At 45.9% G+C, this 25,477-nt stretch carries 20 protein-coding genes; 10 read left to right on the top strand and 10 right to left on the bottom strand.

Going from position 1 to position 25,477, the window contains the following annotated elements:
- Nucleotides 1-69 precede the first annotated feature (69 nt).
- The 4 genes from KBW69_RS00435 (at nt 70) to nudC (ending at nt 2,751) form a co-directional block, all read left to right on the top strand.
- The gene (locus KBW69_RS00435) at nt 70-777 is read left to right on the top strand and encodes a class I SAM-dependent methyltransferase (protein WP_257279514.1); all 708 of its coding nucleotides are present in this window, start codon (nt 70-72) and stop codon (nt 775-777) included.
- On the top strand, nt 774-1,226 hold the full coding sequence (rnhA, locus tag KBW69_RS00430) for a ribonuclease HI (RefSeq protein ID WP_257279513.1): 453 nt from the start codon (nt 774-776) through the stop codon (nt 1,224-1,226). The genes KBW69_RS00435 and rnhA overlap by 4 nt, the downstream gene beginning before the upstream one ends.
- Nucleotides 1,223-1,909 (top strand): DNA polymerase III subunit epsilon, encoded by a 687-nt coding sequence (gene dnaQ, locus KBW69_RS00425; RefSeq protein WP_257279512.1) that lies wholly within the window; start codon nt 1,223-1,225, stop codon nt 1,907-1,909. Before rnhA ends, dnaQ begins: the two co-directional genes overlap by 4 nt.
- A 65-nt stretch (nt 1,910-1,974) precedes the next feature.
- Nucleotides 1,975-2,751 (top strand): NAD(+) diphosphatase, encoded by a 777-nt coding sequence (nudC, locus tag KBW69_RS00420; protein WP_257255640.1) that lies wholly within the window; start codon nt 1,975-1,977, stop codon nt 2,749-2,751.
- A gap of 190 nt (nt 2,752-2,941) precedes the next feature.
- Here nudC and KBW69_RS00415 read toward each other — a convergent pair whose 3' ends face one another.
- Nucleotides 2,942-5,698 carry an autotransporter outer membrane beta-barrel domain-containing protein gene (locus tag KBW69_RS00415; RefSeq protein WP_257279511.1) on the bottom strand — a complete coding sequence of 919 codons (2,757 nt, stop codon included), beginning with the start codon at nt 5,696-5,698 and terminating at the stop codon, nt 2,942-2,944.
- Between the two features lie 368 nt (nt 5,699-6,066).
- Between KBW69_RS00415 and sohB the strand changes: the two genes are divergently transcribed.
- Nucleotides 6,067-7,098, top strand: a complete 1,032-nt coding sequence (gene sohB, locus KBW69_RS00410; RefSeq protein ID WP_257279510.1) for a protease SohB — start codon at nt 6,067-6,069, stop codon at nt 7,096-7,098.
- 60 nt (nt 7,099-7,158) lie between these two features.
- Here the strand turns inward: sohB and KBW69_RS00405 are convergent, their stop codons facing one another.
- The 7 genes from KBW69_RS00405 to KBW69_RS00375 all read right to left on the bottom strand — a co-directional run bounded on the left by KBW69_RS00405 (nt 7,159) and on the right by KBW69_RS00375 (nt 16,863).
- Nucleotides 7,159-8,328, bottom strand: coding sequence for a cation:proton antiporter (locus tag KBW69_RS00405; RefSeq protein WP_257274353.1), 1,170 nt, complete (start codon nt 8,326-8,328; stop codon nt 7,159-7,161).
- A gap of 164 nt (nt 8,329-8,492) precedes the next feature.
- The gene (locus KBW69_RS00400; RefSeq protein WP_257252622.1) at nt 8,493-8,990 is read right to left on the bottom strand and encodes a DUF934 domain-containing protein; all 498 of its coding nucleotides are present in this window, start codon (nt 8,988-8,990) and stop codon (nt 8,493-8,495) included.
- A complete protein-coding gene (locus KBW69_RS00395) occupies nt 8,974-10,629 on the bottom strand; it encodes a nitrite/sulfite reductase (RefSeq protein ID WP_257274352.1) in 1,656 nt (551 codons plus the stop codon). The genes KBW69_RS00400 and KBW69_RS00395 overlap by 17 nt, the downstream gene beginning before the upstream one ends.
- Nucleotides 10,630-11,131: 502 nt before the next feature.
- Nucleotides 11,132-11,332: a DUF2970 domain-containing protein gene (locus KBW69_RS00390; RefSeq protein ID WP_257279509.1), complete on the bottom strand. Its 201-nt coding sequence runs from the start codon at nt 11,330-11,332 to the stop codon at nt 11,132-11,134.
- A 103-nt stretch (nt 11,333-11,435) separates the two neighbouring features.
- Nucleotides 11,436-12,500, bottom strand: a complete 1,065-nt coding sequence (locus tag KBW69_RS00385; protein ID WP_257279508.1) for a hypothetical protein — start codon at nt 12,498-12,500, stop codon at nt 11,436-11,438.
- Nucleotides 12,501-13,170: 670 nt separating this feature from the next.
- Nucleotides 13,171-14,634 carry a hypothetical protein gene (locus KBW69_RS00380; protein ID WP_257254575.1) on the bottom strand — a complete coding sequence of 488 codons (1,464 nt, stop codon included), beginning with the start codon at nt 14,632-14,634 and terminating at the stop codon, nt 13,171-13,173.
- A 267-nt stretch (nt 14,635-14,901) separates the two neighbouring features.
- Nucleotides 14,902-16,863, bottom strand: a complete 1,962-nt coding sequence (locus KBW69_RS00375) for a cation:proton antiporter (RefSeq protein ID WP_257254574.1) — start codon at nt 16,861-16,863, stop codon at nt 14,902-14,904.
- A 129-nt stretch (nt 16,864-16,992) separates the two neighbouring features.
- Between KBW69_RS00375 and KBW69_RS00370 the strand changes: the two genes are divergently transcribed.
- Both KBW69_RS00370 and KBW69_RS00365 read left to right on the top strand, forming a co-directional pair.
- Entirely contained in the window at nt 16,993-17,262 is a 270-nt protein-coding gene (locus KBW69_RS00370) for a glutaredoxin family protein (protein WP_257254573.1), read from the top strand.
- 295 nt (nt 17,263-17,557) lie between these two features.
- Nucleotides 17,558-18,445: a cation diffusion facilitator family transporter gene (locus tag KBW69_RS00365; RefSeq protein ID WP_257254572.1), complete on the top strand. Its 888-nt coding sequence runs from the start codon at nt 17,558-17,560 to the stop codon at nt 18,443-18,445.
- Here the strand turns inward: KBW69_RS00365 and KBW69_RS00360 are convergent.
- Nucleotides 18,393-19,226: a TatD family hydrolase gene (locus KBW69_RS00360; RefSeq protein ID WP_257279507.1), complete on the bottom strand. Its 834-nt coding sequence runs from the start codon at nt 19,224-19,226 to the stop codon at nt 18,393-18,395. The genes KBW69_RS00365 and KBW69_RS00360 overlap by 53 nt on opposite strands.
- A gap of 106 nt (nt 19,227-19,332) precedes the next feature.
- Here KBW69_RS00360 and KBW69_RS00355 point away from each other — a divergent pair, with 106 nt between their 5' ends.
- Entirely contained in the window at nt 19,333-20,148 is an 816-nt protein-coding gene (locus tag KBW69_RS00355) for an MOSC domain-containing protein (protein WP_257279506.1), read from the top strand.
- Between the two features lie 70 nt (nt 20,149-20,218).
- Here the strand turns inward: KBW69_RS00355 and xthA are convergent, their stop codons facing one another.
- Complete coding sequence (gene xthA, locus KBW69_RS00350; protein ID WP_257254818.1) at nt 20,219-21,037, bottom strand: exodeoxyribonuclease III; 819 nt, start codon at nt 21,035-21,037, stop codon at nt 20,219-20,221.
- Nucleotides 21,038-21,251: 214 nt separating this feature from the next.
- Between xthA and KBW69_RS00345 the strand changes: the two genes are divergently transcribed.
- Complete coding sequence (locus tag KBW69_RS00345) at nt 21,252-22,376, top strand: efflux RND transporter periplasmic adaptor subunit (protein WP_257279505.1); 1,125 nt, start codon at nt 21,252-21,254, stop codon at nt 22,374-22,376.
- Complete coding sequence (locus KBW69_RS00340) at nt 22,373-25,465, top strand: efflux RND transporter permease subunit (protein WP_257279504.1); 3,093 nt, start codon at nt 22,373-22,375, stop codon at nt 25,463-25,465. The genes KBW69_RS00345 and KBW69_RS00340 overlap by 4 nt, the downstream gene beginning before the upstream one ends.
- Nucleotides 25,466-25,477 lie beyond the last annotated feature (12 nt).

The following is a 25,477-nucleotide window of genomic DNA, read 5'->3' as shown; positions in this document are numbered from 1 at the left end:
CTGATGCAATGGTTTAAAAAATCGACCGGACCTGAAATGCCTCAAAAGTTGCGGGCCCTGCAGGAGTGGATGCAGTCCGGCGCAGGAGAGTTTGTGCTCAAGGCAGAAGGCTGTCACATAGAACATGAGTTAAAGTATATCTTTGGTTATCACGCTGTCGAGTTATCCGTATCCCCGACTTCTTCTCTGCTGTCAGGCTCTCAAGTCAGCCGGAACTTCCGGTTTCACCCTTTGAACACTGAACCAGTGTCTTCATTACTGCTTGATCCTTACCACTGGCCGATTGCTCCGGGCAGCCTGGATCTAGTCTTGCTGCATCATATGGTAGAAGTGTCTGATCGTCCGCACCGGCTTCTCAGCGAAGCCGGTCATACCATCATACCCGGAGGCAAGATGATTGTAGTGGGTTTTAACCCTTTGAGTCTCTGCAATATCAAGCGGATGATACTTCCGGGTTATCGAAAGTTGTTCCGTGGGGTTCAGTTCATCAGTCCCAGCCGGATGAAAGACTGGTTAACCCTGCTGGGATTCAGTGTTGAGAAAGTGATTCATGGTGCCTATCTGTTCCCCTCCAACCACTCTGCAATGGGTTTGAAGACGGAAGTGATTGAACAACGCTGTCACAATTGGATGCTGCCCTTTGGCAGTTTTTACATCATAGTTGCTACCCGGGAAGTGCCAGGCATGACACCGATCAAGCCTGTGTGGTCCTCAGTGGGGCAATCCCTGGTCGGAAAGCCGATTACAGGGTCCAGCCGGGTGGGAGATAATCGTTGAGCAAGCTAGTTGAGCTTTTTACAGATGGTGCCTGTAAAGGAAACCCTGGCCCCGGAGGTTGGGGGGTGGTATTGCGTTATGGCACTGCTGAAAAAGGACTGTATGGCGGTGAAAAGGAAACCACCAATAACCGTATGGAATTGATGGCCGCTATTATGGGACTGGAAACCTTGACACGGACCTGTACGGTCCGTGTCACGACAGATTCCCAATATGTACGAAAGGGTATTACCGAATGGCTGAATGGCTGGAAACGCAAAGGCTGGAAAACAGCAGCAGGTAAATCCGTAAAAAACAAGGACTTATGGGAGCGGCTTGATGTTCAGAATACCCGCCATAAGATTGAATGGTGCTGGGTGAAAGGGCATGCAGGACATCGGGAAAATGAAATGGCCGATGAACTCGCCTGTCGCGGTGCCCAAGAGATTATTGAAGGTAAGAATCAATGAGCCGCCAAATCATAATGGATACGGAAACCACCGGTATCGACCCTTCACAGGGCCACCGAATTGTCGAAATCGGTTGTGTGGAGATGATTGACAGGAAGCTGACGGGCAATACCTATCATGTCTATATCAATCCTGAGCGGCATATGGATGATGAGGTTATTCAGGTTCACGGTATTACCAACGAATTTGTTCGGGACAAACCGCTCTTTGCAGCAGTGGCCAAAGACTTTCTGGATTATATCAAGGATGCTGAACTGATTGCTCATAACGCCCCCTTTGATGTTAACTTTCTCAACCATGAGCTCAAGTGGCTGGACCCCGGCCTCGGACAGGTAGAGGACTACAGTAAAATTACCGACTCCCTTGCCATAGCAAGAAAGAAACACCCAGGTCAGAAAAATAACCTGGACGCACTGTGTAAACGTTATTTTATCGATAACTCAGCCCGTACCTTCCATGGGGCGCTTCTTGACTCTGAAATATTGGCTGAAGTATATCTCGCCATGACCGGTGGCCAGACTTCGCTGCTCTTGGGTGGAGCAGGAGAGGGGACAGAGGATGATGTAACGGTTATCAGACGTTTATCTTCAGACAGGCCTGCCTTGAAAATCATCAAACCGACCGATGCTGAATTAAAACTGCATCAGGAAAAACTGCAAAAAATAGGTCAGCAAGACTGGTGATTGCTTTTGATAAATGAAGTTTGCAATGGCCAACGATTGATTCATCAACGAGAGCTGTGACATTTATGCCATACCAACCTGCAAGTGGCTGGACTCAGAAAGGAGATCAGTCTGATCGTTTTTTGATTCTTTCTGGTCATGACATCGTGATGAATCCTGATGGCGGGTTCCTCTGGGAGAATCGCTCCTGGATGGATGGCCTCGAAGCGATCAGAACCGGAACACTGGACAAGTATTCGGTCTCGGTTATAAAAACAGACCGTATTCCAGATGAGGGCAGTGCCATTGACGCCCGACAGTATATGGCAATGCAGCCTGAATCAATGGTGGCATTATACAGCCATGCAGCTCAAATCTTGAGATCAAGGAGAGACCACCAATTCTGTGGCCGCTGCGGTAGCCCGTGCATGTCAGGCGAAGGGGACTGGGCAATGTCTTGCCCAGCTTGTGAGATGACTTACTATCCAAGGATATCTCCGTGCATCATTGTTCTTATTCACAAAGGTGATGAAATATTGCTCGTTCGTCATAGACGACATTTGCGAAATACGACAATGCATACGGTTATCGCCGGTTTTATAGAGCCAGGAGAGAGTGCAGAGGAAGCTGTAGTGAGAGAGATCAGGGAAGAAGTCGGTCTGGAGGTCGGTGAAATAAAGTACCAGCTCAGTCAGAGTTGGCCATTTCCTCATGCCTTGATGCTGGGCTATCACGCCGAATATAAATCAGGGGAGATTTTTCTTGAAGAGAAAGAACTTGTGAGCGCTGAATGGTTCCAGAGAAATAACCTACCGGACGTTCCGCCTAAATTCACAATAGCCAGGCATTTAATAGATAAATAATATTATACAATCATACTTTTAAAGAATAACAACTAAACGCTCCGTGAAAAATCTAAACAGTCAGAAAATACTGTCGAACCAATAGTAAACAGCACGCAGTCGTCTGAGTCCAATGTGAAGGATTGGCAATCAAACCAAACATGGGACTGATAAAACCATTGCAACGATCTACCTTGAGAGGATTCAATAATCAGAATAAATAAGCCAGATTAAGCCCAGCGCGATAATCATGCCCCTCCGATCTAATGGTATAACTTGCATCAGTACCTAGATTAAATGACTTTGTCAGATTGATGTTATAGCCTGCTCCAAACATCAGAGCATGCGGGCCTCGGTTCTGCCCGGAAAATTCGTCCTTGTTCTGGCCAGCTAAGCCTGCATCTAAGTCATGAGTTTCTTTTCGATTAGCTGTTATGTCAAACTCATAGCGAATTCTAAAGTCGACATAACCGGGTTTTTCTGCAATTGAAGCTTCAATCAAAGTATCTAACCCGGCTACCAGAACTAGAGATTGAGCGTCTGCACTATCGATTTCATAGTCATAATCTTCACCTCCGCGACTTTCCTTAATAGCACCTTGATCAAGGTAGGTGTAGTTAAACCCAAATATTGAAGCCAACAGTAAGCTGTCAGACTGTTTAAATACATCTTCAACTTGAATGCCCAGGGTGAGAAGAGTTTGCTTGTATTGTGATTCAGAAGCGCTTGTGCTTTGCCCACTTGTATTGATATTAGCTCTTTTGGATTCAAAGTCATTCTGGGACAGAAACATCATGGTGTTCATTCTATATCTTGAGTTAAATTGCCAGTTAAAATAGCTGCCTACTAGCCAGCTATCAGCGTTGAACTTTTGATTGATATGATCGTGCTCTTTTAATTCGGGATTTCCTGTGCCTACAAAAAAACCAAGAGTCTGTTGGCTTTGATTGAAAGCGTCTAAACCAAGAAGCAATAAACTTTGACTGTATTCATAATTCCCAGTTTTTCCTGAGTCCCCATCGACTTTACCGTTGGTGTTTAATGTAGAAAGCCATAAACGTTTTTTGGTGTCAGGGTTAATCACTTGGGTAAGGTTGCGTGAGGTGATTTTACTCAAGCCATTATCAAAGACGGCGTTAGCAACCAAACTGTTAAATTCAAGAGCAACACTCATATTAGAGGCATAAGCTTCAGGGTTATTATTAGAAGCCATATTAGCTAAATCCAAGCCAGTCAGCCCTTGAAAAAAACTATTGTTTTCAATCTGTTTTTCTGAAGGGGCTTGAGTGCCTGTTAAGCCCGTAACTTTTTCGATATACTGAGCAGCAGCCAATTGTTTATTTTTTGAAGCTCCATTAACTGCTTTTGTATCAATCCTAGCTATGGTTTCTGTGGCTTGTTGAACGGTTTTTACACCAAACTCTACAGTGACATCAGTATCTGTGATTGTGGTTTTAGATGTGTCTACCTCTATAAAGGGATTAAAGCTTTGGGGGTCTTCATTTATCTGAGTCTCGGTCAAAGATGATAGTCCTGAACCAGCTCTTAAAACGGTAAACCGTTTGCCATGAAGAAATTCATCAGGTGAAGCATTTGTTTGCAGGTTATATAGACCGATTGTGGTCGTTTTATTTACATTGATTTTTGAGTTAGCTATGACGCTGTCGTGAGTCAGGCCTTCTTTTGGGATAGCACTTAAAGTCGGATCTAATTCAATGGAAATTTTAGTATTTGAAAAATCAAGTGTGCCTGACCCATTGACATATAAAACACCTATGCCGTTATCGCCAGGGGCTAATTGAATGATTCTATATACAGTGCTATTGCCTAACTCAATACGCCCTGCGCCGGCAATCCTGTTAATTGCACGGGTATTGCCTCCCTGGCTGACATTGAGAGTGGTGCCATCGTTGATATAGAGCCAACCCGAATTGCTAAGGTTGGCGCTGCCTATCAAGCTTAAAGTGCCTTCTTCAATATGAATATCACCACGAAAACTGCTGTTAATTCCCGCTAAACTGACATTGGATGTCCCTTTTTTAATAATTTTCCCGTCACCATTGAACTCAGCGCCTGATACAGTGCCGTCAAAACTTTGATTAAAGATCAGCGTGCCACCAATATCGACTCTGCTGCCATAAATAAAAGGCTTTGTGGTGATCTCTAATGTACTGCCCCGGTTCACTTCAATATATTCAAAACCATCTGTGAAACCTATGGTGCCACCAGTTCCAGCATTTCTAATATCACCTGTAAATGTCCACTTTCCTGGGCCGTCGATATGTAAACTTTCTATGGGCTTGCCATTAGAAGTAACGAAATCGCCATTATAGACATAATTGTCATTATCTTTTGTGTGTATATATAAGCTCCCTTGCTCGAAATCCCTTTTAGGGCCAAAGTTATTCATGACGGTTTCACCTTCACCTGTAATAGCCCTTAATGACATGTAGTAACCAGTTATATTCGATGTGTTGTAATCAATTTGTAAGGCTGAGTCATTTTCAATATTAATAATGGCGTTATCATAATGAAATCGAGGTGTTGAAGAGCTATTATTGAAGCTGACAAGCTCTAATTTACCTTTGTTTATAATGTTGACGTCACCTTCGATAGTAGATCCAAATTCAGAACCAATGATAAACAGACCATTGCTGGAGTCATTGCCATTAACGGTCAGGCCACCAAAAATATATGTGTTCATATAAAGCAATTGAATGGGTGATTTGGTGATATTAACGGTGAGGCCACTGCTATAGTCAAATGTTCTTATTTGTTCGCCGTTTATAACACAAATGTCTGCAACCCCGTCATTACGGCTGTTTAAGATCGTATCATCAGGCGTTGTAGGAAAATTTCTGAAGTCTTGATTTTTGCCATTATTAACTTCACAAGCTGTGTCAGCAAGGGCGTGATTACAAAGTAAGCTTAAGACAAGCAGAACGGTACACATGTGTCGTTTGATCATAGTCACTCAACTAAATCATGTTTAGTGCCTGCACGTAGCATAGACTAAGGAACTTGAGAGTGAGGTCTGAACCACTCGACAGTTTCATGCTTACGTTAAATCAGAGCACTTTTCAGGGAATATCTTCGGGATCTATAGGATTTTTTATCGCTCTTGTGGCCCCTGTGCAGATGAATCCTGTGCTGCCCATCTCATGTGATCGACGCTGATAACGTTATTTTTGGGCTCGCTGCTTACAAGAGCTTCAGAGGTGTCTGTTTTTGGTCTGGACAACTGGAAATGTAAACCATTGCCTAAACCCATAAAACAAATTCTCTTTTTCAGGTATCCTTAAGCACTCATTTTGACATGTATCATGGGAGGCTCTCTTGGAGTATCTGGCGGAATACGGCTTATTCCTTGCCAAAGTGGTCACATTTGTTGTGGCACTGCTGATCATCATTGTTGCCGTAGCAGCAATGGGAGAAAAATCCAAAAAGATCAGTAAAGGGCATCTTGAAATCAAGAAACTGAATGAACACTTTCAGCACCTGAAGGATGATCTTCAGCATGCGACTCTCGACAAGGAAGGCCTGAAGCAGCTGGCTAAGGAAAAAAAGAAAGCTGACAAGGAAAAGAAAAAGGATAAAGAAAAGGAAATAAAACCACGCCTGTATGTCCTTGATTTTCATGGCGATATGAAAGCTTCTGCGGTCAAGTCTCTTCGGGAAGAGATCACCGCAGTACTCTCTGTTATCACAGATAAGGATGAAGTACTTCTTAAGCTGGAGAGTGCTGGAGGCATGGTTCACGCCTATGGTCTTGCGGCTTCCCAGTTACAACGTATCAGAGATCGTGGTGTTAAGTTCACCATTGCAGTCGATAAAGTGGCTGCCAGTGGTGGTTATATGATGGCCTGTACGGCTAATCAGATTGTTGCTGCGCCTTTTGCCATAATTGGCTCCATAGGGGTTATGGCTCAGCTGCCCAATATCAACAAATTGCTTAAGAAACATGACGTTGATATTGAACTGCACACTGCCGGTGAATTTAAACGCACTCTGACAGTTCTTGGTGAAAACACTGAAAAGGGCCGTGATAAGTTCAAGCAGGATATTCAGGATACTCATGAGCTGTTCAAAGATTTCATCAAGGAAGAACGTGAGCAGGTGAACATAGAAGAGATCGCCACCGGTGAAATCTGGTATGGCCGTCAGGCAATTGCGAAAAACCTGATTGATCAAGTCATGACCAGTGATGAATATATCTATAGCAAGGTAGACTCAGTAGACATTATTCAGGTCAGCTATGAAGTGAAAAAGGGAATGGCCAGCAAACTGGGCCTGGCCGCTGAAACGACTCTCGATAATGCCTTTGGAAAAATCTGGGAAAGATTGTCTCAGGGTCGATACTTTTCTTAACTGCTCCAAAGTTGTCTGATCGGGATAGAGCGTAGCTGTGAGGCTACGCCCTATCCCGATTTAGTCTCTTCTCAGCTTTTCCGACACAGCTATGGGTGATTCATAATTAAACACTACAACGTAGGAAGAGATGATTAAAGTCAGTATGGCAGTTGCCTGGACGACGTGAGCTGCTATCTCCCCGATTAACATCTGTCCCGTTGCCAGTACTGCAATCAGAATAGAAAACTCACTGGTCTGGCCCAATCTGAAACCTACTTCCCATGCCGTTGATTTTTTCTCATTGGCTCTCAGCAAAATACCAAATGTGGCGGGTTTAAGAAGCAGACAAATAACTGTCATGATCAGGGCAGGTAGCCAAACATCTCCAAACAAATTCAGGTTAAAGCTGGCACCGATTGAGAAGAAGAACAGAACCAGGAAGAAATCTCTCAATGGCTTTAGATTAATGGCAATGTATTGAGAAATCGGGCTGGTAGCAATGCTGACCCCGGCAATAAAGGCACCAATTTCATAGGAAAGATTCAAGGCATGGGCCAGTTCAGCGAAGCCAAGACACCAGCCAATGGCTAACAGGAACATGTATTCATGAAACCGGTCAAAGCGTGCCATCAATGGCAACAGAGCATAACGAACTGCCAGAAAAGCCGCAGCTATGATCATGGGTAATGCGGCGAGAGCCATCAGAACGTCCATTCTACTGTTAGCAAATCCACCATCAAAGTTGTAAAGCAACAGGAGAACCAGAATCGCCAGCAGATCCTGCAAAAGCAGCAGACTGACAAGAATCTCTCCGGTATGTTTGTGATGCAGTACCGTGGTTGGCAATAATTTGATACCAATAATCGTACTGGAGAACATCATTGTAGCACCGGTTATGACGGCTTCTTTTTGGCTGAAACCAAATGCCAGCCCCAGTCCATAACCGGTTAGTGCAAATATGATCGAACTGATGAGTCCTACCGTAGCTGTTTTCTTGAGCAGATGACCAAGGTGAGCAGGCTGCATATCCAGTCCAAGCAAAAACAACAGGAATATAATTCCGACGTGAGCAATATCATTTAAAAGCCCGGTATCCGTAACCATTTCCATGCCATAGGGGCCGAGGAAGGCACCCAGTACGATGTAGGCAACCAGAAGAGGTTGACGGGTAAATAGCGCGGCAGTAGCGAGTATTGCAGCACCACTGAAGATAAGAAAGAAAGAGAAGAGCAGGGAACCACTTTCCATTAGACTCGCCAGATAAATGATTGTTTATAAAAGGGCTATTCCAGCCCGCATTTTGCTTGAAGCTAAAAGACCAAGTATATACCCAAGGTTGGGAGTCCGGTAAACAAGAGAAGGGTAGGGCTGCAGATTGGATTGCAGCCCTTAACAAGATGGATCAGGCTCTTCTAAGATACCTTTCTTTTTCTATAGAGTGGTTCAGGGTCATCACTGCTTCCCTGATACCTGAGGCTAAAAGTATCCAATGCCTTGATAGCATCTTCTGCTTTTTGGTCTTCTCTCAGGTAATAACTTGAAAAGCCACAACGCTGCAACATGAAAATCTGATCGATAAGCACGTCACCCACGGCTCTGATATCCCCTTTGTAATGATAACGGTCCCTGAGGATGCGGCAGAGAGAATAGCCTCTACCATCAATAAACTTGGGAAAATTAATGGTGATCAAGTCGAAGCTGGACAGTATGTCAGCATAACTTTCGACATTGTCATCACTATCAAGGAACAAGCCTGTTGGCTGCTGCTTTTGTTCAAGCAGTTTCTCATGTTGATCGAGTTCCCTGGCCGGGATCAACAGTGTCCCTGTAAATGCCAGATCTTCAGATTCAGAATCCAGAATCTGGTAATCATCCTCAAAAACTTCGTTATTTTTAAGCAGCCTGGGCATACACACGCTCCTTGAAAGGGGTTATGCCAATGCGCTGGCAGGTATCAATAAACAGTTCATCTTCACGACGCTGCTCTATGTAAACATTGAGGATTTTCTCAAGCACGTCAGGAATTTCTTCACGCTTGAAGGACGGTCCAATAATCTTGCCCAGGGTTGCCCCTTTTGAAGCAGAGCCACCGACCTGAACCTGATAATATTCAATGCCTTTTCTGTCAACACCCAGAATACCTATATGACCCACATGGTGATGGGCACATGCATTCATGCAACCTGAAATGTTCAGGTCCAGCTCACCGACGTCATGCAGAAAGTCGATATCGTCGAACTTGCGCTGAATCTCTTCTGCCAGGGGAATAGATCGAGCATTGGCCAGTGCACAGAAATCACCACCCGGGCAGCAGATCATGTCGGTTAATAGGCCACGATTGGCCGTCGCCAGACCGACAGCTGACAATTTTTCCCAAAGTTCAATCAGTGCCGTTTGTTCGACGTCTGCAAATATCAGATTCTGCTCATGGCTGACTCTGAGCTCTCCAAGACTGAACTGATCGGCAAGATCAGCAATCACATCCAATTGTTCTGCAGAGACATCACCAGGAGCCTCCCCGGTAGCTTTCAATGTCACAGTAACGGCACAGTAACCCGGTTTCTTATGGGCAAATACATTCTGCTTCAGCCAGGAATGGAAACCTATCGGTGCTTGCAAAGCAAGATCATTAAAGTCCTGATCCACCAGACCTTTGTATTCCGGATCAATGAAGTGCTGGCTGACACGCTCTATTTCGGCTTCAGGCAAGAGAGATGCAGAGTCTTTGATCTGCTCCCATTCTGATTCCACTTTCTCGGTGAACACCTCAGGTGTCATTGCTTTTACAAGAATCTTGATGCGCGCCTTGTATTTGTTATCACGACGACCATAGCGGTTATAAACCCTCAGAATGGCATCCAGATAGGTCAACAAATGCTCAGGCTCTATGGACTCCCTGATGACACTTGCCACCATGGGTGTTCGTCCCAGTCCACCACCGGCCAGTATCTTGAATCGAACATTGCCATTCTCATTTCGGAAGGCATGAACACCAATGTCATGAACCATAGTGGCAGCACGATCTTCTTCAGAACCACAAACGGCGATTTTGAATTTTCGGGGCAGAAAGGCAAATTCCGGATGGAATGTGGACCACTGACGGATGATTTCACACCAGGGTCTTGGATCTACAATTTCATCTCGGGCAACACCGGCAAACTGATCGGTAGTCGTGTTACGAATACAGGCTCCACTGGTCTGCACTGCATGCATCTCAACTTCCGCAAGATCAGCGAGAATTTCAGGAACCTGCTCAAGCAGAGGCCAGTTCAACTGAACGTTTTGACGGGTAGTGAAGTGCACGTAGCCCTTATCGTATTTGCGCGAGATTTCAGAGAGTCTTCTGACTTGGCGGGTATTCAATAAACCGTAAGGAATTGCGATCCGCAACATGGGAGCAAAACGCTGGATATAGAGGCCATTCTGCAGACGCAGGGGCAAAAAATCGTCCTCTGCGATCTCACCGGCGAGGTAACGTCGAGTCTGGTCTCTGAACTGACTCACTCTTTCGTCGACGATGCGTTGATCGTACTCATCGTATTTATACATGGGAATAATTTTCTAATTGAGTTGGCGAGCTATCCAATGGCCTGTCTCCGTTAGGCCTCAGGAAATCTGTTTCAGGCTCGATGCAGATTCCAGCCACGACCGAGAATACAAAAGATACCAGTATTTTTGAATTTGTAATAAAAAATTTTTTTATATAACTAGATGAAAACAGCATATCCGAACGAATCTATGCATAAGAGAGATTGATGATACCGATCCGATTCCAAGCTACGGGTACACTATTTCAGATGAATGCCTCAATCAAGACCTATGTTGTGGAAAAGGATCATCAAGCCGGGCAACTGCTAGTTGCCCAAAGACTGATAATCGGCTAGCTTGGAGTAGCGCTATCAAATAACTGAATGTCAAGTAACTGATTGAGGGGATGATGAATGGCTCAGGGAAAACCCACGAAAGACAGTACTGTTGATGCTATTGCAGCTGTTTCAATCGTGATGCTGGTTGTTGTTACTGCCGTATATTGGGTCAGTCATCAATAAGTCTACCCAGACTGACTGAGCACCAGTTTCACCACCAGCATTAAGATCAGAATAAAAACAAGTGTTCCAATCATACCGGCGATGATGAAGTGCGCCGGACGCCCCTGAGAGAAATCACGCTTCCGTTTTTTTTCACTTTGTACACCAAACGCCGACGCCAGAGTGCTCTGCAACGTTGAAAGAAAGCCTGTGCCATTTGCCATCATAGTTCTCCATTCCGTGCCTGTGTCATCTTATTGCATCCCTGCGATGAAATCACAAGTGATCTGACAAGAGAAGACCTACCATGACGCAATCAAGTTAAAATCACCTTAATATAGTTGTATGAAAGTAAAACTCAGACAGTGTCATAAAAGCCGTACTTGCCAAAATCATCAGATATTTTGCGTAGCGGTAACTGAATCCAGACGCAAATGCCCTGTTGAATGAATAGTTACTGTAACTCATAAAAAGGGCACCACCCGTTAACGCTGTATACCGGCTAAGATCGCTGGCACCTTGGGCAATCAGATATTTATCGACACCGTCAACCAATGCATACCCGGCGCCTTTTATGTAATGTCCACCACATACAGTCATCCCCAGCGCGTTCAAAGCTTTTCCTATGGCAACCTGTGTCATCGCTGACGGAATATAAGAAAGGCCAGATGTCACTTTTTTAGCCGGTTCCAGTGATGTAGCAGGAACAATGGTCATATCAGCTTCTCCCAGAATACGATGGAAAAACAGTTGAATGCAGACGCCATTCACACTGATCGAGCATGAGAGCAGGTGATCGGCCGGTACAGCCATCAATAAGTGGTTGGCATAGTTATTTCCTGTAAAAGCTGTTACCAGTAACTTTGTCCCGTAGGGAAGGGCTGTTATCAGGCTGGTAAACAGCGAGGATTTTATTTTATGAATATCACTGTCGGTCTCATTAGCAAATACTCTCTGTTCTGCGACCTCGCCAATCGCTTTGGTCGCAATATTTGCAAACAGCTTCCAGGCGTAAAATACCCGCACATCTGCCCCCGACATCTTTCTCTTGTCCAGAGTCAAATTATCCCAGTAATATACGTAGGTAACATAAATAGCGAGGCTCAGAGCGAAGCCGGTAGCATCTAACTGAGGTGTAACGTAAGCCAACTTATGATCTCTGATCAAAAGCGGTATTGTATCCCCCATTGCGAGGGCCTCTGCCAATACGTGGGCGTTGGTGAAATGCCCATAATATCCGTCACTGGTATCAATGGGGCCCGACTGGAATAGCAGCGTATTGAATAGACTGAGAATAACAGTCAGTGATTTACCGGTGTAGTAGACAATGTTATCCCTTATGACCAGATTGTCTCCATTCTCTTGATTTCGATAGACATGAACTCGATCCATCCAGTCCTGATCAAGGTCAGGTAGATCTGATTCTTGTAATGAAGCTGTTTCTGTTGTTGAAACAGAAGCAGAAGGACAAGACATACTTGCAATACAGTGTGAATCAGATTCTTCTTCTAAGCCAGAATGTGCGTTACTACCTGATTTATCGATTTTCGATGAGTGATAAGAGTCTGTGTTTACTGTGGCTGGCCTTAAATTCAGAAGTACCGTAAATCGTATAATCTCTGTCAGCTGCTTTGATGATTCCCGCTGATTGAACAGGTAAACCTCAACATCACATTTGCGACTTTGCCTATTACAGGGTACTCGAATTTCATGATCCAGACTTCTTTCCTTAAGCTGGTTGGATAATGTCGTATCCAGAAATGTTCTTGCCTCTTGCAAATCCATTTCCGGTAGCTCAGTTATTATAAATTCTCCAGATTCATGCTGTTTTTGAAGCTCCACGCTGAATGGTTGATGAGACCAGAAAAGGTTCACATTCACTTCTGGTTCAAGCCCTGGTTTCGGGTCAGAATTCAGGGAAGGAGTGTAAAGAGAAGTGCTGAGATTGAACTTCGACTGAGCGGCACAAAGAGAGGTGAAGCAAAACAATAAAACCAGAAAAAAAAACTGCTTGATCAATGATTGCATGTAGCATCCCTAAATAACAGAACCGCACAAATAGTTATGGGTCAAGATGGTTGAGACCTTTGGCTCTTGGTTTACAGACATAGTCATAATTCCCCATTAAGCTGTGTCCAAGAGCCAATATTTTTCCTGCAGCAGGATAAGAATGACTGACCAGTGTAGAACCGCCTTCATATATCATGATTAGCCCGGAGCCCTGGAATAGGCTCGTCATAACTATTCCGGGGAAGTAATAGAGGTTCAGGAAAAGCGAACCTGCCGTAATTGTTCCTCCCAGGGTAAGTCCTGCTGTATCTTTAGCGGCCGGGTGATCGAAAAGATTTCGACCCAGAGTGATTGCCATTTCTGTATTAATCAGACCCGCTGCTTCAACAGCATTTACGAGATAAATCCAGGTCAGACCACTGGAATATTTCAATAAAGCCAGACCGCCGATGCTGGCCATCGAAACAGAAGCTACACCTTTACAAAAAACCAGCTTTTCTGCTTCATCATAGTGAGCATGGGGCAAAACCTGATCAAAGTTTGCCATGCAGTAATTTTCAAGAGAGCCAATCGATTCATAGGCCGCACTGATCATCATTCCTGCTGAGAGGGATACATGGTAGTATTTTCGACCGACGTAATGAGCCATGGCCCATGAATATTGCTCAATATCTTTGGCGTTTACGCCGTCCATAGCTGCTGAGTTAAGCAGACCAGTTTTTACCACTCCAGCCAGAACAGCTGTGTAGATAATGGTTACATCTCTTGATGCAGCAGCAGCAGCTTCATAGATTGTATAACCCTTACTTAGATAACCATTTTTGAGGTGAGTTCTCAGGGCTGACGCCACGTTGCTGGTAACACCAATCGATTTCGCACCGATGGCAAAATTTTCCAGTATATTCACCCCGGGTCCTGGGGACGGATTGTTGGCATTATAAAATTCAGCGAGTAAATTGAGGCTGACAAATGACAGGCTTGTCATCGCGTAACCGGCGAAAGGCTCTTCCTCATAAAGCTGAGTATTGTTGCTGCTTGCCGTTGTTGTGCGATCTGACTTGTTTTCAGCTTTTTGGTATTGCGCAGCAGATAGAGTGTATTCATTGGTATAGCTTGCCTGAGGTATGGACCAGGAAAGAATTGTGACCAGGTTCAATAGAAAAATAGGCTTGTGCCAGTAATTACGAGGATTCACTCCGCCTGATACTGATTGGGTTAAAGCTGTTCCCAATAATCCAAAGCCACCAAGCTTTATTAATGCAGTGGATGGCAGACTTTTAAAATAATTAAAATTTGTCTCGTAGTCATTGCAGAAAAAAGGCTCTTCCTGCTGAATAAGAGAAGCATTCTGGGGCGGTTCTGATTTATAAGCAATTGGGCGCGCTTCCATACCTGAAAAGTAGGGAGGCATATAGAACTCAAGGAAGAAGGCGTGACTATCAAGAGGTTTAACAGTCAGGACCGACACCAGCATAAAAAGCAAAGAGAGAGAGCACTGAGTCGATCGAGTGGCCATAGTAGTTCACCTGTATTATTTATATAAGTTATTGTTAACCGCCTGTTTTTTCCGAGATTCCTTTCACAAATACTATTATAGTGCCTGTTCGAACGGTTATTAAGTTATTCTTGTATCATATTGAAATTAATGAACTTATTTTTATTATATTGTGGATTATTTCTACCGTTAGGCAGTTATCTAACTCTGGACAGAGTTTAATTTCGAGAAAGAATTTTAAGATTTTTTTAAGAAAGTGGCAGCCCATATTTCATGGCTGCCACAGGATCAGATAAGGTTCTTTTCAGATTGCTGCATGGGTGCGAGAGGTCCCGTCAGAATAACAATATCGTCTTGTTTAAGAGCATCCACATCTTCCGGATCCAAACTTTGGCCGTCTCGTTTCACTTCAACAACAGAAACATCTTGTTCAAGTGGTAAATCACAGGGATCCAATCCTTCACAGGTGTTACCCCGACAAACGTTAACGGCATGGCGCAGAGAGGTTTCTTCACTATCTGCCAGAACATCTTCATAGCCCGGATAGTAACCATTGAGAATATCGTACTGTTGTTCTCTGGCTTTATTGATCTTGCCCCTAACCTGATTGGGATCCATGCCCAACATTAACAGAACATGCTTCACAATCAACAAGCTGGATTCGAGCACTTCGGGAATAACCGCTGTGGCACCAGCGTTTTTAAGTGAGGCTGTCAGACTGTCATCCTGAGTTCTTACCAGAATAGGAATATCCTGATAATGGGAGCGAATCGTTTTGACGATTTCCAGAGCATTCTCACTGCGATCAATGCAGATAATCACTTGTCTGGCACGTTTCAAACCGACCGACTCCAAAAGCTCTAATCGACGAGAATCACCATAAAAGACGGGTTCACCTGCAAGCCCGGCTTCATGAACATGCAGAGGGTCATTATCGATTGCTACAAAAGCCAGCTTTTCTTGCCCCAGGAATCGGCTTATAGTCTGTCCCACGCGCCCGTAGCCACAAATCAGGGTATGCTGCCTGATGTGAGAGACCTGCTGCTCAATATCGCCCTGATCAATTTGAGACTGTTTAGCTTCTTGTTTCTTGTATAGAAGATTGACAATTTTGCTGCTGTTTCTGATGAGCAACGGCGCCAGAATCATGGAAAGAATGGTAATAGCCAACACCACAGAAGCTCTCTCCCCTCCCGTCTGACCATATTGAGTAGCCAGGGCAATGAGGGCAAAACAGAATTCGCCCCCTTGAGCCAGCGCCAGGCCAGTTTTTAGTGAAGTGCTTTTTTTCTCTCTAAGCATTCTTGCCAGTAGCGTAATGATACCCAGTTTGAAGAGAACCAGACCCAAGGTACCCAGAATAATTGCTGGCCAGAACTTCAGCAGAATATTCAGATCAAGCATCAACCCAACGGAGACAAAGAACAGTCCCAGTAAAATATCCCGGAAAGGACGAATATCCGCTTCCACCTGATGCTTATAGTTACTCTCTCCCATCATCATCCCGGCAATAAAGCCACCCAGAGCCATAGATAGACCCAGAACATGGGTTAGCCAGGCAGCCATCAGGGCAATCATGAGCGCAGTCAATACAAATAGCTCTTCAGAACGAGCCCTGGCCACTTCGTTGAAGACCCTGGGCAGAATCCATTTACCAACAGCCATCATGAGAAGAACAAAAAGAAGGCCTTTGGCCAGAGCCATGCTGATGGTGGTGAAAACTGACTTATCACCCGCACCCGCCAGCGCTGGTACCAGAATCAGGAATAGAACCGCTGCAATATCCTGAAATAGCAGCACGCCAATCGCCATCTGGCCCTGACGACTGCGAATTTCATTACTCTGGGTCAACTCTTTAGAAACAATCGCAGTAGAAGACAGAGCAAGAGCGGCTGCAACGATCAAAGCTTCTTTTACTGATGTTCCAACCAACAGCAGAACCGCAAATATTCCTGCCCCACATAACAGGACCTGCCCGCCCCCAAGTCCGAACACTTCCCGCTTCATGGACTTCATTCGTTTGAGCGAAAACTCAAGACCCAGGGTAAACAACAGGAAAACCACGCCAATTTCGGCCAGCAGGCTGATATCAAAGCTATGATCAATCAAACCTGTGGCGGTAGGGCCAAGTACGATACCCACGGCCAGGTAGCCAAGACTCTCTGGCAGATTCAGGCGATGAAACAGTGCAATGGCTCCCACGGAGAGAGCCAGGATTAACATCAATTGATTGAAAAAGGTAAAGTCCATCGTTTATCAGGCCTGATTATTCTTTTTTACAGTGAAAATGCAGCTCTGTAGCACCTCAATAGTTTGGGGTGAGCTGAATGAACGGTTACAATTGTATCCGACTTAATCTCCCGCTGTTCAGGAAAATTTGTGCTGCACTTATCTTTCTATACCACATCTGGTTGTCACCTGTGTGATCATGCTGAAGAATTTCTTAATATTCTCGGCCGACATCCTCAACTTAATAGTCAATTCCGATGGTCTGCGGTTGAAATCAGTGCATCTGAGGATTTAATCGTACGATACGGTGTCAAGATCCCGGTGATCGCTACTGAACAGGGTGACGAGATAAGCTGGCCATTTGAAATGGAGCAGCTTGGTGAGTGGATCTATAACCATCTCAATGAACATTCATCATAGTGCTAATGACAATTTAGTCGGGCTTCTGGAAGCCTGTCGGACTTAAGCGTCTCCGTAACCAGGATTGTGAGAAATTTAGGATAAAAATTTCTGATTCCGAGGGGAATAGCGAGCTATTTGACAAGAGAGCAGGAATTTTTAGACCCTTTTCTCACAACTGCATGGATGCAGGAGCCAGAGCAACGCAGGAGCAGTTGCCGGGCAGGACAGTCTTAAGTCCAACAGGCAGCTAGGATTTTCAGTGCAGTTTCAGTATTCTGGAATCAGGGAATCAACTTAATCATCGATGGATCGTATGTCTACACCCTCCAAGAACATCTCCGAAAACCATGAAAAGTTGATGAAGCTGGCTTCAATGGCTTCTGTCACAACTGCCGCCGTCCTCATATTCGTTAAAATTGCCGCCTGGTTTATGACCGACTCTCTTAGCGTTCTGGCAACGCTGTTGGATTCAGTCATGGATGTGATCGCCTCAGTTATTACACTGGTAGCTGTCAGAATTGCTCTTGAACCCGCCGACGCAGAGCACCGATTTGGTCATGGCAAAGCAGAGTCTCTTGCTGTTCTGGCTCAGTCAGCTTTTATTTCAGGTTCGGCTATTATTCTTTTTCTCAACGCCATTGATCAGTTGTTGGTGAGGGAGGGCAGCGTTAGCAATGAATCAGTGGGCATGGTTGTCATGCTTTTCTCGATTCTGGCTACTCTGATACTCCTGAGCATACAGACTTATGTTGTGAAGAAAACCGGATCTACGGCCATTGCTGCCGACTCGATGCATTATCGGATAGATCTGCTCACCAATGTATCTGTCATTATCGCGCTTTTTGGTGCCAGTCTGGGTTATTTCTATATTGATCCGGGATTTGCTCTCCTGATAGCGATTTATATGCTAGTTAGTGTTGGCAAGATGGCATGGAGTGCGGTTCAGCAGCTCATGGATCATTCCCTGCCAGAGCAGCAGGTTCAGGACATTGAGCGCATTGTGCGGGCCATTGAAGGGGTACAGGGCATTCATGAGATGAGAACCCGTATTTCTGGCCGGGTTCCCTTTATCCAGATGCACATTGACCTTGATGGTGATCAGAGCTTACACGATGCGCATGATATTGGGCAGGCAGCGGAAGATGCCATTATCGCACTCCTTCCCAATGCCGACGTGATTGTCCATCTGGACCCAAATTGAAAAAGTTTCTGGCCGTTTCTGATGTCTCTCTGGCCACTTGCTCATAGGTTTTGCCTGTCTGCTCAGCAATGGTTTTCACTACCCAGGACAAATAGGCAGGCTCATTTCTTCTGTTCTTTGGTCTTTTGTCCATGCTTCTGGGCAAAAGCCATGGGGCATCTGTTTCTATCATTAAACGGTTTGCCGGAATATCTTTCAGTAATGGATGCAAGTGAGTACCACGCCTTTCATCACAGACCCAGCCGGTTATACCGATGTGCAAATCCAAATCCAGGTATTGATAAAGCGCTTTTTTGTCTGCTGTAAAACAGTGAACAACCAGTCCACCCAGATAATCTCTGAACTCTCTGGCAATGGCTGTAAAACGGTCTGCTGCATCGCGCTCATGGCAAAAAGCGGGAAGGCCCGATTCAACAGCCAGTTGCAACTGTTTCTGAAAAACGGTTTCCTGAGTCGGTCTGGGAGAAAAATCCCGGTTAAAGTCCAGGCCCATTTCACCCGCAGCGACCACTTTCGGTGCCTGAAAGAGCAATTTCAGGTCTTCGTAACAGGAGTCTGTAGTATTTTTGGCATAGTGGGGATGAATGCCAGCCGTTGAATAGCAGTAATCTGAATACTGTTGGGCCAGCTCCAAAGCTTGCTGAGACTCATTAACAGAGGTTCCTGTAAGAATCATCGTATTTACGCCAGCATCAATGGCACGCTCCATGACCTGATCCCGATCCTTTGAAAATTGCTCATCAGTGAGATTTACACCGATGTCCACCAGCTTAGGCTTCATAATAACTCGAAGTGTCAGGTAAAAATCTGGTACATTCTCTCCAAAATCTGATGGGCGTGGCAATAAGCCAATTCGCTAAATGTACAAAAATGATAGTGAGACTTTAATGACTCATTCTTCCCTGACTGTTTCCCATCTTGCTATTCATCCGGTGAAGTCACTCAAGAAGATTTCGGTGGACCAGGCTGTCATTGATCGTATGGGATTTGTGAATGACCGACGCTGGTTGGTCGTCGAACCTGATGGCAAATTTATGACCCAGCGCCACTATCCAAAAATGGCGTTGATTTCTGCCATTCCCCACGAAGATGGATTAACCCTGTCAGCTTCAGGAATGGATGATCTCATTATCAAAGACCCGGAGCGACAGTCTGAGGTCTCTCAAGTGCGGGTTGTGGTTTGGAAAGATGAACTGCAAGCGCTTGATGCAGGTGAGGCGGCATCCCAGTGGCTCACTGAATCTCTTGGCGTACCATGCAGAATGGTGAAGTTCTCAGAGCAGGTGAATCGTCAGGTGGATCTTCGTTTTGCCAACAAAGGCGACAACACAGCTTTTGCCGATGGTTTCCCTTTTCTTCTTACCACAGAAGCTTCATTGCAGGAGCTTAACAGCCGCCTTGATACTCCGATCACTATGGATCGTTTCAGGCCTAATATTGTCATTCAGGGTGCCGGTTACTACGCAGAAGATCATTGGAAAAGAATCAAAATCGGTGAAGTGGTTTTCCGGGTAGCCAAGCCTTGTAGTCGATGTGTCATGACAACGGTTGATCCGGTAAAAGGCGTTAAGACAGGAAAAGATCCGTTAATGACATTGTCAGGCTACAGAAGAACAGAGATGGGTGTCATTTTTGGACAAAACCTGATCCATGAATCAGAAGGCATTATCCGTTTAGGCGACGCTGTTGAGATTATTGAATAGTCTCAAAGAACATCAATAAAATACCATAGCCTCTTGATGTAAGAGGCTATTTTGTATCGGACAACGATAATCAGAGGTCGAATTTCACCCAGAGAGGGGCATGATCTGAAGGTTTCTCCAGGCCACGAATATCGTAATCAATGCCCGTTGCCCTGAAGTGCTTCATCAGGCAGTCCGTTGCGATAACCCCGTCTATTCGAAGGCCTCTTTTGGGCTCACGGTCAAATCCACGACTGCGGTAGTCAAACCAGCTATAGAGTTCTTCACTGCTCTTTTCAGGGCATACACGAAAGCAATCAGTGAATCCCCAGGCCAGAAGACGGTCAAACCACTCTCTTTCTTCCGGCAGGAAACTGCATTTCCCTGTTTTTAACCAGCGCTTTGCATTTTCGGGACCAATACCAATGTCGCTATCTTTGTGGGAGATATTGAAGTCACCCATGACCAGCAAAGGTTGATCCGGTGAATACTCCGTATCCAGGGTGGTCATCAGATCCTGATAAAAAGCTTGTTTGGCAGGAAACTTGGTAGGGTGGTCACGGCTCTCGCCCTGGGGGAAATAACCATTAATGACAGTAAAGGATTGGCCGCTGCGTGTCTGATATTCTGCAGTGATAAGGCGTCTTTGGGCATCAGGACCCTCAGTTTTGAAACCTTTCTCAACCCTGACAGGCTTCTGACGACTCATCAGAGCAACACCATAATGTGTTTTCTGTCCGAAATACTCAACGTGATAGCCCAAAGCTTCAATGGCTTCGACGGGAAAATCTTCATCAGTGACTTTGATCTCCTGCAGTCCAATGACCTCCGGCTGATGCTTTTCGATCAGAGCCTTGAGTTGATGCAGGCGAACACGGATTCCATTGACGTTAAATGTGATGACTTTCATGACCTTGAAACGGCTTCCTTGAGGAGTATGAGCTGCATCATAGCTGAAAAGCCTTCGGGTTATAAGCCGAAGCATCTGGCTCGAAGGTCAGAGAATGGAAAAATATTGGCCTTTACTTGCTGCTTACCACCCAGCTTCTTTATAGTTTCTATTACAGAATCGTACAGGGCCGTACGAGATCATAGGAACAATCACGACACATTGCGAACACTCTATGCCTGACATTAATCGATCCTGGATCCTTGCTGGAGGAATGGCGGGGCTTTTAGGCGTCTATCTGCTGACGGCGGATATAACTTCCATGTCCGATAAAGGTAATTCCTCATTTCGTGCGAAAAGCGAGCCTGTTGTCGAATTACCACTGGCCAGGGTCTCAGCCAGAATTTTTCCCGTTGAATCCATTCACCGAACCCTATCCTTATTTGGAGAAACTCAGCCTGACAGAATAGTAACGATCAGTGCAGAAATTTCTGCCAGAGTCCTGGCCGCATCGGGTCAGAAAGGGCAGTTCATAAAAAGTGGAGAAGCTATCGTCACCTTAAAAGAGGGGGCATTACCGGCCCGGATTGCTGCTGCCAAAGCCAGAGTCCGAAAAGCTGAGCTGGACTATAACTCGGCATTGTCACTGAAAACTAAAAACCTGATTGCTGAGAATGAGTTACCGCAACTGGAAGTGGCCCTGAGTGAGGCTCGGTCAGCGCTTTCAACGTTGCAAATCGATTTCGATAACACCCGAATCCGTGCTCCGGTGACCGGCATCCTGAACAACCGGTTTGTTGAGCAGGGCGATTATATTGAAATGGGGAAACCCGTCGCTGAGATACTCGATCTTGATCCTCTGGTGGTTTCTGTCAATGTTCCCCAGTCGTACATCGCTTCAGTCACCCTGGGTGACAGAGCAGATATCCGTTTTGCTACCGGAAAAACAGCCTCTGCAGAAGTTCGCAACATCGCCCGACTGGCTGAGTCAGGCACTCGAACCTTTAAGGTAGAACTCAGTCTGGCGAATACAGCCATGGAGACTCCAGCCGGTTTGAGTGTTGAAGCTGACCTTAAACTGGAGCAAGTTGAAGCCATCAAGGTTTCACCGGCCCTGTTAAGTCTGGATGAGACCGGTAATCCCGGCATCAAGTGGGTGGATGAAAGGGATCAGGTGAACTTCACTGCCGTCGATATTGTCAAATCTGAAGCCAGCGGTATCTGGCTTACCGGTATTCCTGCCAGTGCCAGGCTCATCACCCGAGGGCATGGTTTTGTCAGAGAAGGGGACCGGGTAATTGTTGACCCTGTGCAGACTCTTGCTGTTAAAAGAGACAAGCTAGCAGGGGATACACCATGAGCAGTCTGATTGGCCTTTCGCTGAACCGCAGTCGTACGGTTCTGATGATGTTTTTCCTGATTCTTATCTCAGGGATGCTCTCCTATCTGACGATTCCCAGGGAATCTTCGCCTGATGTTCCTATTCCCTACGTCTATGTTTCCGTTAACTATGAAGGCATTTCACCAGAAGATTCAGAAAGATTACTGATCCTGCCTCTGGAAAAAGAGCTTCAGGGACTTGAGGGCGTCAAAGAGCTATCGGCAACCGCTTCTCAATCCCACGCCTCTGTCACGCTTGAGTTTGAGGCTGGGGTAGAGCTTGATAAAGCTCTCGCCGATGTACGCGACAAAGTAAACCTGGCAAAAAGTAAACTGCCCGACGGTACCGATGAGCCTGTCATTGAACAGATTACCATGGCCAGTGTAAACCCTGTGATAACGGCTATCCTCTCTGGCCATCTTCCTGAAAGAGCCATGGTAAAGATTGCACGAGCTCTCAAGGATAAGCTGGAAGCCCGAAAGGAGATCCTGGAAGTAGACATCGCCGGTGACAGGGAAGAAGTCGTAGACGTCATTATCGATCCGATGAAACTGGAAAGTTATGGCCTGATTCCTGCTGATGTCATTAACCTTGTTTCACAGAATAATCAGCTGGTTGCCGCAGGCAGTTTGGATACTGGTCAGGGCAGCTACTCCATTAAAGTGCCTGCCGTCTACAAAACGCCGGCGGATATTCTTTCCCAGCCGGTAAAAGCAGAAGAGAACCGGGTGGTGACTTTTGCAGATATCGCTACCGTCCTGAGCACGTTTAAAGAGGGCGGCGGTTATGCCCGCCTGAATGGCGAAAACAGTATTGCCCTGGAAATAAAAAAACGACCCGGTGAGAACATTATTGAAGCCATAGAAATCGCAAAGGCCATCATCAATCAAGGCATTGCATTGGGACCCGGAACCTTGAAAGTGGACTACGTGGGTGATCAGTCCGAAGAAGTAAAAAGGATGGTGACTGACTTGCAGAACAACGTCCTGTCTGCAGTGATTCTCGTAGTTATCATTATTATTGGTGCTCTTGGGGCTCGGAGTGCCTTTCTGGTGGGCATCGCAATACCCGGTTCATTCCTGTCGGGCATCCTGATTCTGCAAATCATGGGCCTGACCATTAATATGGTCGTGCTTTTCTCACTGATTATGGCGGTAGGCATGCTGGTTGATGGCGCTATTGTTGTCACTGAGTATGCTGACAGAAGAATGGGGGAGGGGATTCATCGCCAACAGGCTTATCTCGAAGCCTCTCGAAAAATGGCCTGGCCCATCACTGCCTCTACTGCCACAACACTGGCAGCATTCTTTCCGCTGATGTTCTGGCCGGGAATGATGGGGGAATTTATGAAGTACTTACCCCTTACTCTCATCGCCACATTGGCTTCTTCTTTGATCATGGCCCTGATTTTCATCCCGACCCTGGGTGCCATGATTGGCAAACCCCGCTCACTGGGTGCCAGAGAAAAAGCATCCATGATGGCTGTTGAGTCAGGCGAATTTGCTCAGACAACCGGCTTTACCGGACGATATGTGTCGGTTTTAGCCCGTGCGATAGAAAACCCTGGCAGGGTTTTACTCTTTACCTGCATGACGGTCGTGCTGATTTTTACGCTCTTTATTAAGACTTCCCGTGGCGTCGAGTTTTTCCCTGATGTGGATACTGACGCCATCATCATCACCGTGAAAGTGAACTCAGGAAACCTTTCTGTTGATGAAAAAGATGCCTTGATGGAAAAGATAGAAACCCGCCTGCTAGACCTGCCTGGCATGAAAACACTTTATGCCAGAACCGGAGATAACCAGGTTGTGGGGACATTAAGAATCAATCTTGAAGGCTGGCAATACCGAGACACAACACTGGCCGTAGCTCAGGATGCTGAGCAAAGACTGGCCGTTTTCCCGGGGCTGGATATAGCCGTTGAACGAGTCAAGGATGGCCCTCCAGGCAGTAAGCCTCTGGAGCTGATTGTCAGAGCCGATAATCTCGAAACTCTTTACAATTCAGTGGCTAAGGCAAGAAACCTGCTCGAGAATGTTGGTTCTTTTACCAATATTGAGGATTCAGGGACTGCACCCGGTTACGAATGGCGTCTGAGTATTGATCGTGCTGAAGCTGCTCGCTACGGAGCCGACGTTGCAACCACTGGCAGCATGGTAAGAATGGTGACATCCGGATTAACAGTGGGCTCCTATCGCCCTGATGATTCTGACGATGAGGTGGACATACGCATCCGTTACCCTGAAAGTGAACGACACTTGGAAAGTATTGACCAACTGCGTCTAATGACCTCTTCCGGACTGGTGCCCATTGGTAACTATACGGAACGGGAAGTCAGCAGCAAGCTCGACAACATCAAGCGTATAGACGGTAAACGAACCATCACACTTTCAGCTGACCTGATCGATGGAGCGCTGCTTTCAGAGCAAATCCCCTTGTTGACCCAGGAGTTGGCAGCGGCCAATTTTGCCGAGGGTGTCAGCTTTGACTTTAAGGGCGAAGAAGAGGACCAGAAAGAGAGCGGACAATTTCTGATGCAAGCATTCAGTATTGCGCTGTTTGTCATGGCCATGATCCTGGTAACCCAGTTCAACAGTTTCTACCAGGCTGCATTAATCATGTCAGCCGTGATATTGGCCACAGGGGGTGTCTTTCTTGGATTGATGATCACCGATCAGAGCTTTGGCATCGTAATGTGCGGCATCGGCATTATTGCCCTGGCGGGTATTGTTGTGAACAACAACATAGTCTTGATTGACACCTTTAACAGTCTGAGAAAAGAAGGGCACAGTACCCGGGAAGCGGTTCTCAGAACCGGTGCCCAGCGTCTCAGACCCGTCATGCTGACCACCATCACGACCGTATTGGGCCTGATGCCTATGGTATTGTCGATGAACATTAATATGTTCGACCATTCAATCGAGATTGGAGCGCCCTCCACCCAGATGTGGAATCAGCTGGCGACCTCGATAGCAGGGGGGCTAACCTTTGCCACGCTGTTAACACTGCTGGTAACCCCCTGTTTACTGATGATCTCCCGGAAATGGCAAGCTCGTACAGTTCGCTGATTTCTACATCAT

Origin of the sequence: Endozoicomonas sp. ISHI1 (genome assembly GCF_024606225.1) — a bacterium.
Classification (GTDB): domain Bacteria; phylum Pseudomonadota; class Gammaproteobacteria; order Pseudomonadales; family Endozoicomonadaceae; genus Endozoicomonas_A.
This window is presented reverse-complemented; position numbering and strand designations above follow the sequence as displayed.